This is a genomic window from Acinetobacter silvestris, assembly GCF_002135235.1.
Taxonomy (GTDB): Bacteria; Pseudomonadota; Gammaproteobacteria; order Pseudomonadales; family Moraxellaceae; genus Acinetobacter; species Acinetobacter silvestris.
The window spans coordinates 169,222-182,225 of record NZ_NEGB01000004.1; the positions used below are offsets into that span (position 1 = coordinate 169,222).

A 13,004-nucleotide genomic window follows, 5' to 3' on the forward strand; every position below is an offset into this window, starting at 1 on the left:
AGGTAGTGGATTTATTCACTATCTAGACACTTTTTGTGTTAAAAATATTTTCATAATAATGACAAACCACAGGTGAAATGTGAGTCTCTTTCAGAATATCTTGATCATTGTCATATTAATTATTGGTGCAGGTTTTTTATCTTTAACCGAAATTGCACTGGCAGGTGCACGTAAAGTTAAACTGAAAATCTTAGCGGAAGCTGGTGATGATCGTGCTCAAAAAGTATTAGATCTACAAGCGCAGTCTGCCGATTTTTTTGCAGCCTCCCAAATTGGTCTTAATGCTGTTGCCATCTTAGGCGGTATTCTAGGGGAAGCCGCTTTTCGCCCTTATTTTGTGACACTTATTGATCGCTTCTATGTCGGCCCTTGGACGGATAGCATTGGTTTCGCCCTTTCTTTCACCTTAGTCACGTCATTATTTATTTTATTTGCAGATCTTATGCCAAAACGTTTGGCGATGATTGCACCTGAAAAAATTGCAGTTGCAGTGATTAATCCTATTCAGGTTTTCATCATCATTTGTAAACCTTTGGCTTGGATCATTAATGCCATTGCGAATATGCTATTTAGACTATTTAAGGTCAATACCATTCGTGATGACAACATCACCTTTGCCGATATTTCAGCGGTGATGGATGCAGGTGCACAAGCTGGCGTGCTGCAAAAACAAGAGCATCACTTCATTGAAAATGTATTTGAGCTAGAAGAACGCAATGTTCCATCCAGTATGACGACCCGTGAAAATGTGGTCTACTTTACGTTAAAAGAATCTGAAGCCAGTATCCGTCAAAAATTAGCAGAATATCCGTATTCGAAGTTTTTAGTATGTAGTGAAAATATTGATGATGTCATTGGTTATATTGATGCCAAAGATATTTTAGTCCGTATTTTAAATAATCAGTCTTTACTACAACTAAATGAAAATACCATTCGTACCGTTCTGACCATTCCAGATAGCTTAACGCTGTCCGAACTGTTAGATCGTTTCCGTTCGACTAGAGAAAAATTTGCAGTCGTTATTAATGAATATGCGTTAGTCGTTGGTGTGATTACCCTGTCGGATATCATGATTACTGTTATGGGTGATTGGGTTATTCCAATCGAAGCAGATCAACAAATTTTTAAACGGGATAACAACTCATGGTTGATTGAAGGTAGTACACCAATCGAAGATATGAAACATGCCTTAGAAATTGATGAAATGCCCGATGAAGAAAACTATGAAACACTGGCTGGCTTTATGATGGTTCAACTTAGAAAAATTCCACGCCCAGCGGATAGCGTTATTTTTGGTGGTTATAAATTTGAAGTGGTCGATGTCGATCATTTTAAAATTGACCAATTACTGGTGACCCGATTACTCGAAAGACCGGAAGAGCCACAAAGCACGCCTGAAGAATAGAATGATTGGGTAGAAATACTCTTATAAAAATACTGATCTCGCCTATCCTCGTGATAGGCTTTTTTAGCTAATAATTCAATTTATCTATTTTATTATAATTAATGGTCCCATCATTAACAATTCCCTCCATTCCACAGACCGACTTCCTTCCCGTCATTCTTCACCCGACTCCATTTGAACAAGAAGTACCTCCGCCACCTTTACCAGAGAAGAAAGCTGTCGCTCATATCAGGATTCCATTACATGAAGAACAAGCTTCCGTAAGGGATCAGATGATTGAGATCGACTGGCCAGTGGAGTCAGTCACTGAATTACTGGTACTGATTCAGGGTTTGACTCAATGATCCGTATCGATGAAATTTGGCTCGCTACCCAGCCAATGAATATGCGTGCAGGGATGGATACGGTCATGGCTCAGGTGCTGAGAGCCTTTGGCTATGTCAAACCGCATTGCGCTTACTTGTTCTGTAACAAACGTGGCCATCGCATGAAAGTGCTGGTACATGATGGACTGGGCATCTGGCTGTGTGCTCGGCGGCTAGAACAAGGGAAATTCCACTGGGCTCAAGTTCATCAAGGTGAAACCGTAGCAATCAGCCCGGAGCAGTTACAGGCACTGATCCAGGGTTTGCCCTGGCAAAGAATCAGATTACAGCAGGTGGTGACGATGCTCTAAACCAAGCTCCTCCATTCTGCTATTCTCCAAACGTTCTATTTCATCGTATTCATGACCTCAGGCATACTGTGGTCATGAATACGATGCCTGATTTAAGCCAACTGACCCATGAACAACTGCTGGAATTTACCCAGCAGTTGGCGATGCAACATCAGTCCCTGGCACAATCAAATCAAAAATTAGATGCTCAAGTTCAACATCTTTCTATTCTCAATCAAAAATACGAGCATGAACTTGCTCTGTTTAAAAAATACAAATTCGGCAATAAAAATGAACATCTAACCGCAAAACAAATCCATCTCTGGGATGAGGCAGTTGAAGAAGATATCGCAGCGGTTGATCTGGAATTGGAACGGCTGAATGCAGATAAAACCGATGCAGCTGCACAGAAAGCCCCAGTCAACAAACCTAAACGTCGACTGCTGCCAGATCATCTACATACCATCCGTATTGAGCATGAACCTGCATCAACCCAATGCAGCTGTGGCTGCACCTTGCGTCGTATCGGTGAAGATGTCAGCGAGAAACTGAATTTCAGACCGGCACAGTTCTATAAGGAACAGCATGTGCGTGGCAAATGGGTCTGTGATCAGTGTGACACCCTGACTCAGCAAGCGATGCCCGCCTATGTGATTGATAAAGGCATTGCCAGTCCTGAATTGCTTAGCCATGTACTGGTATCGAAATATGCCGATCATTTACCGCTGTACCGTCAACGTCAAATCTTTCTACGCGCAGGTGTTGATCTGTCCAGATCAACCTTATCTGACTGGATTGGCCGCTGCGGTGTGGAACTGGAACCTCTGGCCAATGCCTTAAAACAGCTTGTGCTGCAACAACAGGTGATTCATGCAGATGAAACACCTGTCACCATCATGCGGATGGGTGAGAATGAGAAAAAACCGAAGAAAGGTTATGTCTGGGCCTATGCCACGACACAGTACAATCTAGTTCAGGTGGTGATCTATGACTTTCAGGATAGTCGTTCAGGTCAACATGCTGAAGAGTTTCTGAAAGACTGGCAGGGTCATCTGGTCTGTGATGATTACAGTGGTTATAAAGCACGCTTTAAATCAGGCCGGGTCATTGAAGTGGGCTGCATGGCACATGCACGTCGTAAATTCCATGAGCTACATGTGACCGGGAAAAGTCAGATCGCTGAACAGGCATTAGTGATGATTCAGAAACTGTATGCTATAGAAGCAGAACTCAGGAAAAAGATCGATGGTACGGCAGAACAACGCCGGGAATACCGACAACAGCATAGTCAACCAGTGATGCAACAACTGTATGAATGGCTCAACCAACATTATCTGACGGTGACGTCGAGTTCTCCAATCGCCAAGGCTATTCATTACACGCTGAAGCGTTGGCCAGCCTTAAGCCGCTATCTGGATGATGGCAATCTACCTATTTGCAATAACTGGGTCGAGAACCAAATGCGACCTTGGGCGTTGGGACGTAAGAACTGGTTATTTGCTGGCTCGCTGCGTAGTGGTCAACGAGCTGCCAATATCATGACTTTAATCCAGTCAGCAAAGCTGAATGGACTGGATCCGTATGCTTATTTAAGTGATGTGCTGAAAAGGTTACCGACACATAAAGTGACTCAAATAGAAGAATTACTGCCACACTGCTGGAAACCTGAACCGAATTAAAAAATAGCGATGGGGTTCAGCGGACGCTTACAATTTATCTTATGTTTGGCGACATTCAGGAAAGTCGCTATCTTCAAAATATAGCCAAAATATAAAAAAGCACCTTTCGGTGCTTTTTTAAAACTTACCTTCTACTACCATACAGTGAAATAAGTTGATCTAAAGTTGCCTGATAATGAATTGAGATATCTTCTGCTAAGATATTATAGGCATTATCAAACTGCACCATTGGCCAGCCTTCTTTCCAAAATGGAAAAATGTTGTGTAGACCTTCAGTGACTATCGCATCTTCACGACTAATCGCCTGAGCAACCTGAGACAAAACTTGTGCAGTTTCTGCACCATCAATCGCAAGATAATCAATCCCACGTACTTTCAAAATACGAATACGGTCTTTTTTATAACGGATTTTTTTAGCTTGGCCATCATTTAAGCCCAATGCCAGCACAACCGCTTCAACAAACTTGTTTTCGAAGCTTGTGTGTAATGCCACTAAAGCTTGCTTATGCGCTTCTTGGCGACCTGCTTTACCACCATTACGGATAATCTCTTTTGCTTCAACATCAAGCTCATCGTCTTTCATGGACTGTAAAATGTCTAAAATTTCGATATCACTTAAAGATTCAGGAGATTGCTCAGTCATGGGAGTCCTTATACAAAAATATAAAGTGCTATTGTCGCATAAAAGTCACAGCAAAACAGAACAAAAATAAAGATTGAATTGTACCTATCTAACATAAGATAAGTTATCTATCCACCCACAATTTTAATCACCAAATATACTTTATTGGAATACTCATTGAAGACATTTCAATTGAGAAAAATTCAGTATAAAAAGCCGTCAGCTATCCAAAAATAAATCCCTCATTTAAAAAGAGGAATTTATTTTTTATATTCAACGACAAATGATGATGAATTTAAAATTAGATCACTTCCACCACAATCTTACCGACATGATCACCAATATCCATGGCGATATGTGCATCAACAATTTGGTCGAACTTAAAGGTTTTATAGATCATCGGCAGACATTGACCTTTTGCCCAAAGTGGCACAACAGTGTCTTTTAAGCCTTGAGCTATTTCAGCTTTTTCAGCCGTGGTACGCGCTCGCATCGTTGAACCAGTAATGGTCAAACGTTTCATCATAATTTGACCGAGTTTTACTTCTTTGGCTTTTGCCCCACCCAAAAACGCGATATAGACTAAACGACCATCACGGCGCAACAAGTTCAAGTTACGTTCTAAGTATGGCGCACCCACCATATCCAAAATAATGTCTACACCACCATTATCGGTTTTCTCATTGATCACCTGTTCAAAATCTTGAGTTTTGTAGTTAATAGCAGTGGTTAAATCTGCAATCGCTGCCACTTTTTCGTCTGTACCCACTGTTGCAAAGGTTTTAATACCCAATACTTTACACAACATCAGCGCAGTCGTACCAATCCCACTGGTTCCTCCATGCACAAGTACTATTTCCCCTGCTTTAGCTTTGCCCATTTGAAATACGTTCGCCCATACGGTAAAGAAGGTTTCAGGAATCGCTGCGGCTTGGGTAAAACTGACATTGTCAGGAATATTCAAAGTTTGGCTTTCAGGCACAACGCAGTATTCTGCATAGCCACCACCATTGGTGAGCCCACAAACGTTGTCGCCCACTTTAAACTGAGTAACATTTGCACCGACTGCAACAACTTCCCCTGCCACCTCCAAACCCGGTACAGGTGTTACGCCTTTAGGCATTGGGTATAAGCCCTGACGCTGCAAGATGTCTGGGCGGTTAATACCAAAGGCATGTACTTTTACTAAAACTTCGTCTGCTTGCGCAGTAGGAATAGCAACTGTTTCATAGGCTAATTTTTCTGGGCCACCAGCTTCGGTAATAATAACGTGTTGCATCGTTTTTTGTGACATGTACTTTTTCCTATTTATTGACTATTCATGTTTTATATCTTCATTTGAACATAGATAGAGGTAGGAATGAAGTCCAGTCGGACTTATGTCTTAAACGTTTTCAGCATGCATGGAAATACTCAAATGAATGCAATTTAAAAGTTTTTAGCACTTAAAGCTTTATTTCTATTTTTATTCAATTTACTGTGAGAGCAATAGCAACAATAAAAAATGATAAATAGATATGGATTTAAAAGTCGTATTTTTTTTACGCCTCCCTGTTTAGTGATTGTTTTTCTCACGTGGGTTTTACACTTTCCGTGGACTTGGTTATTTAAAGCCGTGATTACTTTTGAAATCATCGTTGCGATTATTGTTTTTATTATTGAGCTTGGTGCACGAAAAATACTGGAAAATAGCGGTTGGATTATGATATTTGCGGGTATTTTCCAGATTTACTTCGCTGTATTGTTGATTTTGATTCGATTGGGAATTTGGGTTGATCAATATTTCAAAATTCATTGAAATGATGAAAAAGTAGCAAAGATATACCTTAAAGATGCACTTCAAATGCTAATCTAAGAAATTAGAAAACCCGCCTTTTAGCGGGTTTTCTTTTCAATCAGATCAGTCTTAAAGTCGAACCAATTCCACAATTTTTTCAGCAAGTTCTTCAACCGCTTCAACTGTGAATGTCACATCTGTACCTTCAGTCACAGTCGTAATCACCGCAATACCTGTTTCACGAAGCAATGCGACTTGCGTAACATCTAAATCTGCTTTAGCAATCACAACAATACCTTGTTGAAGCAATAAGCTCTCAAGTGCTTGAGCATTTTCCAAAGCTTTGTTCGACACCGTAATAGACGCAGGTTTTTGACCCAAACGTGCTGCACGGTCTTCAGCTGTGACAGGGTTGCTATGCGCAGACCATTCAACAGATTCTTCCACCATACCCGCACCAATCGTTACGTTATTCAAACGATCAATGAAGATAAACGAACCTGTATAACGGCTATCTTGATAACGGTCAAACACTACTGGCGCATCAAATTCAACCGTCACATTCGCAATCGCATTTAAGTCAAGATGATCCACTTGCATTTGCTCAAGCGTGTTCACATTGGTACGGTAGTTAATGCCCGTCACTTTGGCAGGAACAGTCTGCGTACCAATTTTAATGTTATACAGCTTACCTAGTACCAGCGGTTGATCCGCCATCCAGACCACAGTCGCTTTTACAGCACGTGAAATAGCAGGAACACCCTGATCTGCACGTATCAACATATTACCGCGTGATACGTCAATTTCATCATTTAGCGTTAATGTCACCGCTTGACCTGCAAATGCATGTTCAAGGTTGCCATCAAAAGTCACGATTTCTTTCACTGTTGATGATTTACCCGATGGCAAAGCGATAATTTTATCACCGACACTAATTTCACCCAGTGCAATCGTTCCCGCAAAACCACGGAAGTCGAGATTCGGACGATTCACATATTGCACAGGGAAACGGAAATCACGTTGCACCGTATCACGATTAATTTGCACAGATTCAAGTGAACCCATCAAGGTTTGACCTTTGTACCATGGCGTATTTTCCGAAACATTCACCACGTTATCGCCATTCAATGCAGAAATCGGCGTAAAGATGATGTTGTTTGGCTTACGGTTACCCAATTGCGCAATAAAGCCTGCATATTCAGTTTGAATTTCATTGAAACGCGTTTCAGAAAATTCAACCAAGTCCATTTTGTTGATCGCAACAATAATGTTCTTAATACCTAGCAAGCTTGCAATATAAGTGTGACGACGCGTTTGCGTTTGCACACCATAACGCGCATCAATCAAAATAATCGCAAGGTCACAGGTCGATGCACCGGTTGCCATGTTACGGGTATATTGTTCATGCCCCGGAGTATCGGCAATGATGAACTTACGTTTTTCAGTCGAGAAATAACGATACGCGACATCAATGGTAATGCCCTGTTCGCGTTCCGCTTGTAAACCATCAACAAGGAGCGCCAAATCTGGTGCATCGCCCGTTGTACCGACTTTTTTCGAGTCACGAGTCACTGCTTGTAATTGATCTTCATAAATTAATTTTGAGTCATAAAGTAAACGACCAATTAAGGTGGATTTACCATCATCGACGTTACCGCAGGTCAAAAAGCGTAATAAGTCTTTATTTTCATGTTGTTTTAAATAGCCCAAGATATCTTGGCTAATGAGTTCTGATTGATGAGACATTGCTCAAACTCCACAAATTCGTTAGAAATCGATTATCTAAAAGCTTAGAAATAGCCTTCTTGCTTTTTCTTTTCCATCGAGCCCGCTTCATCATGGTCAATCATACGACCTTGACGTTCAGAACTTGTGGCAAGCAACATTTCTTGGATAATTTCTGGCAAGGTATCGGCCGTTGATTCAACTGCACCTGTCAGCGGGTAACAGCCTAAAGTACGGAAACGTACTGATTTCATTTGTGGAACTTCACCTTCTTTTAAAGGCATACGTTCATCATCCACCATGATCAGTGTACCGCTACGTTCAACCACAGGACGTTCTGCAGCCAAATATAAAGGCACTAATGGAATACTTTCCAAATAAATGTATTGCCAAATATCCAACTCAGTCCAGTTTGACAATGGGAACACACGAATACTTTCGCCTTTGTTCACTTTACCGTTGTAAAGATTCCAAAGTTCAGGACGTTGATTTTTAGGATCCCAACGGTGTTTTGAATCACGGAACGAATACACTCGCTCTTTCGCACGTGATTTTTCTTCGTCACGACGCGCACCACCAAAAGCTGCATCAAAACCATATTTGTCCAACGCTTGTTTTAAGCCTTGAGTTTTCATGATGTCGGTATATTTTGAACTACCGTGATCGAAAGGATTGATGCCTGCATCTTTGCCTTCTTTATTTTGATGCACAATTAAATCGAAACCGTGTTTTTTCGCCATCTCATCACGGAATGTGATCATGTCTTTAAATTTCCAACCAGTATCGACATGCAATAATGGGAATGGAAGTTTTGCAGGATAAAATGCTTTCATCGCAAGATGCAGCATCACCGCTGAATCTTTACCAATGGAATATAGCATCACCGGATTTTCAAATTCGGCAGCCACTTCACGGATAATATGAATACTCTCAGCTTCAAGCTGTTTAAGATGAGTAAGTCTTTCCTCATTTATTGACATTGACAGCACCAGCTCACAAAAAAGTGTACTTATTACACATATTAAAATTTATATTCATTATAGTGATTTATAACGCTTTTCTTTTGCTTGTTTTTTTATATTCATATATAAAAACATCATATACCGAACATAGAAGATCAATAAATGTCGACAAAAATTACTGCTTTATCAGAAGTTTCTTTTGATCAATGGTTGCCCTTATGGCAAGCTTATCTCACTTTTTATGAATCAGAATTAACTACAGAACAGACCCAATTATCTTGGCATCGGATTACAGATCTCTTTCAAAAGGAGATGTTTGGCTATGCCATAATCATGGATGATCAAGTCGTCGGCTTTGTTCACTTGATTTCACATATGAGTATGTGGACCAAGCTCCCATATTGCTACTTACAAGATTTATATGTACATGAAGCCTATCGTCATCAAGGTTTAGCAAGACAGTTAATTGAACACAGTTATGCTGTCTGTGTAGACAAGTTTGATCGCGTATATTGGCTAACGCATGAAAATAATCAAACTGCACAACGATTGTATGACCGAATCGCAACCCAGACTGGCTTTATCCAATATAAAAAAGCCTTACACTCAATTGCTGACTAAAATAATACTAGCAATTGGATAAAAAGAAAAAAAGCTTACCCAAAATGGATAAGCTTTAAAATACACAAAAGCACAACCTCATCTTCTATGTTTTGCAAGGTAGGAATAACTTCTTTAAAAAGGTCAATTAAAGAAGTCAACACATTTTAAGTGATTAAAACTACATTTTACATCCCTGAAATCAGGTATTTTATTTGAATATTTTTCAGGTAGAATTTAAAACCTTTTGGGTAATCAATTTTACTAAAAACTGTATTTTAATATCCCCAAAGGCCTTTTTCCAAAGGTATTTCTACACCAATCGATGCACCTGCATCATTGCCTCGTTTGTCTGAATCACTCACCCAACCATTAATTTTTAATGGAATCGTCGGTTTGACATAATGCGTCCATGTTAAATCAAGTGCTTTAATTTTATCTTTTTCGGGAAAAGCTAAATTAATTTGATGATCTCCAAAATGATCAGCCGACTCATTTACTTTGGCATAAATAATACGACCATTTAAACGGTTCATCACATCAAAACGAATATCACCACCGACAGAGACCATTTGGCCATCACCCCCCATCGCGTGTCCTAACGGGAAACCATGCTGGTAATAACCATCTGTATAAATATAATGATTATACGAAATACCTTTTGCATCCCCATTGGTTCGTGTATCTGCCCACTCTGCATAAAGCTGATATGGCATGGTTTTAAAACTAGAAGAATAGTCCACACCAGCTAAATACATTTTTTTCGATGGTAATAAACCAGCTTCATCTTCACCGACATATTGTCCATATAAGCTTACAGGGACTTCTAATAATGGTTGTAAATTTAAACGTCCATCAAAACCCGCAATCTGATTTGACTTATCTTCAGCACCATTTTCAAAATTATCATTACCTTTAATAGCATTCCAAAGTGAATTTAAACTTTCAGAACGCCCTTCTCCACCCCATTGCAAAATACGAGATGCACCGATTTCTAAATATGGCAGTGGTTGTGCAGTTAATCTAAAACCCAGTAATTTTGCATCTAGAATGGCTTTATAATCATCCAATTGCCCCGCAAAAGCTTGATATTGCCAAGGCCCAATCCATGATAACCACTTCGATTCAAATGCTTTTTGTTCAGCACGTTGAGCGGTAAAACCATATACAGGACGACTTGCATCACCACGAATTAAGCTCCCATCATGTCCAGGGCCCCAATAGGTTGGAATTTGGCCTGCCACCAACCATTGATTCCACAGTTTTCCCGCAATATATGAGCCTTCAACATTAACATCTTGACCATTATCAATCAGAGGATCTTTTTCAGCATTGATACGAAGCTTAGCATCCCAATGTTCTCCACTTGCATTCAACTCAAGTGAACCTACATATTGTGCTTTATGATTATCACCAAAATTTTGTGGGATATTTTTTTGATCTGACTCTGCAAACAATCCTATTTTTGCTGTTTGAGCATCTGCTTTCAGTGCATTTTGAACAGAATTAATCACTTTTTGTTGTGTGGTATTTAAAATTTTTGCCTGAGATAAAGCACGCTGAATCTCATCACCACTCATTGGCCAAGTTGATGTGCTGAGTTGAATCACTCCTTGTTGATTTAACCAATTTAAATCTGTACGAAGATTTTGATCATTTAACACCAAACCCTGTGCAAAAACAGGTAAAGACATTGTCACCAATATGGCAGCATAAAGTGATTTTTTTAAGAACATGCGCTTTATTTTCTCTCATTTATTTCTCTGCCCCACCATAGATTTTTTAACCCTATTTTTCAATGGTGAAACGGAATTATTACAATTTTCCATCTTAAAATAAAACAGCCACCTATTTGAGGTGGCTGTTTTATTTGTCATCTTATGACTTTTCTTTACACATCTTTGCGGCGCATATGTGGGAATAAAATCACATCACGGATACTGGCTGCATCTGCAAATAGCATCACTAGACGATCAATCCCAATTCCCTCACCCGCTGTTGGCGGTAAACCATATTCTAAAGCTTCGACAAACTCTGCATCATAATGCATTGCTTCATCATCACCCGCATCTTTTTCTTCCACTTGTGCTTGGAAACGTTCAGCCTGATCAATCGGGTCATTCAACTCCGAGAAGCCATTCGCCAATTCACGACCACCAATGAAGAATTCAAAACGGTCTGTGATATGTGGATTATCATCATTACGACGCGCTAATGGTGAAGTTTCCGCAGGATATTCCGTAATGAAGGTCGGTTGACGTAATGTCGTTTCAACGGTTTCTTCAAATACGATAGTTTGTAGTCGGCCTAAACCAAAACCAGGTTTAACTTGCTCTTTCAATTCGTCTTGAATGAATTTTGCCAAAAATTCACGATCAGCAACGTTTTCTGGTGTAAAGCTTGGATTATTTTCCAAAATTGAGTCAAACATCGAGATTTTTTTGTATGGCCCTTTGAAGCTATACACTTCACCTTGATAAGGAACATCCGTCGAACCTAAAATATCGATGGCTAATTTTTCCAACATACTTTCAGTCAAAGCCATTAAGTCTTTGTAATCTGCATACGCTTGGTAGAATTCGATCATGGTGAATTCTGGATTATGACGCGTTGAAACACCTTCATTACGGAAGTTACGGTTAATTTCAAAAACACGTTCAAAACCACCTACAACTAAACGTTTTAAATAAAGTTCTGGTGCAATACGTAAATATAAAGGCATATCCAATGCATTGTGATGCGTTTCAAATGGACGCGCAGATGCACCACCTGGAATCACATGCATCATTGGTGTTTCAACTTCCATGAAACGTTCATTGATTAAATAGTTACGAATACCTGACACCACTTTTGCACGAATTTCAAAAGTTTTACGTGTTTCTTCATTCACAATTAAATCTAAATAACGTTTACGATATTTAACTTCAGTATCGTTTAAACCATGGAATTTATCTGGAAGCGGGCGTAATGATTTCGTCAACAATTCGAAATGTTCAATATGCACATATAAATCGCCTTTGCCCGAACGACCAATATAACCTTCAACAGCGATAATATCACCAAGGTCTAAGCCTTTAATCGCTTCTAAAACATCTGGGGCTAATTCTTTACGTGCGACATAAAGCTGGATACGACCTGTCATATCTTGAATCACGATGAATGAACCACGGTTCAACATCACACGACCCGCGACACTAACACGAACCTGTTCACCTACTTCAATTTGTTCTTTTGATTGATCTGCAAATTGATCTTGCAAATCTTGCGCATAATGCTCACGTTTGAATGTATTTGGCCAAGGGCTAACACCCGTTTGTTTGGCCTTCTCTTCAATTTGTTTTAACTTGGCATGACGCTGTGCAATTAAATCGTTTTCGGAAATGGGTTGTTCAGAAGTCGATTGAGCGTTATGTTGCGTCATCTCTGCCTCGATTATAGTAAAAAATGGAAGTCGCATAGAATAGCAGAAATCCAACATAATGCGTATGGCATTCACACAACGATCAATGCAAAAAATTAAAAATGATTAAAAACGCTAACCTAATGCTAAAACAGCTCATATTTATATGCTTAAAAATG

At 39.8% G+C, this 13,004-nt stretch carries 11 protein-coding genes; 5 read left to right on the forward strand and 6 right to left on the reverse strand.

Going from position 1 to position 13,004, the window contains the following annotated elements:
- Nucleotides 1-79 precede the first annotated feature (79 nt).
- The 3 genes from paeA (at nt 80) to tnpC (ending at nt 3,739) form a co-directional block, all read left to right on the forward strand.
- Nucleotides 80-1,405, forward strand: a complete 1,326-nt coding sequence (paeA, locus tag B9T28_RS08575; protein ID WP_086203566.1) for a polyamine export protein PaeA — start codon at nt 80-82, stop codon at nt 1,403-1,405.
- Between the two features lie 340 nt (nt 1,406-1,745).
- A complete protein-coding gene (gene tnpB, locus B9T28_RS08585) occupies nt 1,746-2,081 on the forward strand; it encodes an IS66 family insertion sequence element accessory protein TnpB (protein WP_086203568.1) in 336 nt (111 codons plus the stop codon).
- A 74-nt stretch (nt 2,082-2,155) separates the two neighbouring features.
- On the forward strand, nt 2,156-3,739 hold the full coding sequence (gene tnpC, locus B9T28_RS08590) for an IS66 family transposase (RefSeq protein WP_086203569.1): 1,584 nt from the start codon (nt 2,156-2,158) through the stop codon (nt 3,737-3,739).
- A gap of 124 nt (nt 3,740-3,863) precedes the next feature.
- Here the strand turns inward: tnpC and B9T28_RS08595 are convergent, their stop codons facing one another.
- On the reverse strand, nt 3,864-4,382 hold the full coding sequence (locus tag B9T28_RS08595; RefSeq protein ID WP_086203570.1) for a hypothetical protein: 519 nt from the start codon (nt 4,380-4,382) through the stop codon (nt 3,864-3,866).
- A 280-nt stretch (nt 4,383-4,662) separates the two neighbouring features.
- A complete protein-coding gene (locus B9T28_RS08600) occupies nt 4,663-5,655 on the reverse strand; it encodes an NAD(P)H-quinone oxidoreductase (RefSeq protein ID WP_086203571.1) in 993 nt (330 codons plus the stop codon).
- Between the two features lie 210 nt (nt 5,656-5,865).
- Between B9T28_RS08600 and B9T28_RS08605 the strand changes: the two genes are divergently transcribed.
- Nucleotides 5,866-6,159, forward strand: coding sequence for a hypothetical protein (locus B9T28_RS08605; RefSeq protein ID WP_086203572.1), 294 nt, complete (start codon nt 5,866-5,868; stop codon nt 6,157-6,159).
- A 108-nt stretch (nt 6,160-6,267) separates the two neighbouring features.
- On the opposite strand, the gene cysN is transcribed toward B9T28_RS08605, so the two are convergent.
- Both cysN and cysD read right to left on the reverse strand, forming a co-directional pair.
- A complete protein-coding gene (cysN, locus tag B9T28_RS08610; RefSeq protein ID WP_086203573.1) occupies nt 6,268-7,884 on the reverse strand; it encodes a sulfate adenylyltransferase subunit CysN in 1,617 nt (538 codons plus the stop codon).
- Nucleotides 7,885-7,928: 44 nt separating this feature from the next.
- Complete coding sequence (gene cysD / locus B9T28_RS08615; protein ID WP_171263494.1) at nt 7,929-8,837, reverse strand: sulfate adenylyltransferase subunit CysD; 909 nt, start codon at nt 8,835-8,837, stop codon at nt 7,929-7,931.
- 150 nt (nt 8,838-8,987) lie between these two features.
- On the opposite strand from cysD, the gene B9T28_RS08620 reads away from it, so the two are divergent.
- Nucleotides 8,988-9,446, forward strand: coding sequence for a GNAT family N-acetyltransferase (locus B9T28_RS08620; RefSeq protein ID WP_086203575.1), 459 nt, complete (start codon nt 8,988-8,990; stop codon nt 9,444-9,446).
- A gap of 257 nt (nt 9,447-9,703) precedes the next feature.
- Here B9T28_RS08620 and B9T28_RS08625 read toward each other — a convergent pair whose 3' ends face one another.
- The gene (locus B9T28_RS08625) at nt 9,704-11,161 is read right to left on the reverse strand and encodes a capsule assembly Wzi family protein (RefSeq protein WP_086203576.1); all 1,458 of its coding nucleotides are present in this window, start codon (nt 11,159-11,161) and stop codon (nt 9,704-9,706) included.
- A gap of 155 nt (nt 11,162-11,316) precedes the next feature.
- Complete coding sequence (gene lysS / locus B9T28_RS08630; RefSeq protein ID WP_086203577.1) at nt 11,317-12,846, reverse strand: lysine--tRNA ligase; 1,530 nt, start codon at nt 12,844-12,846, stop codon at nt 11,317-11,319.
- Nucleotides 12,847-13,004: the final 158 nt, after the last annotated feature.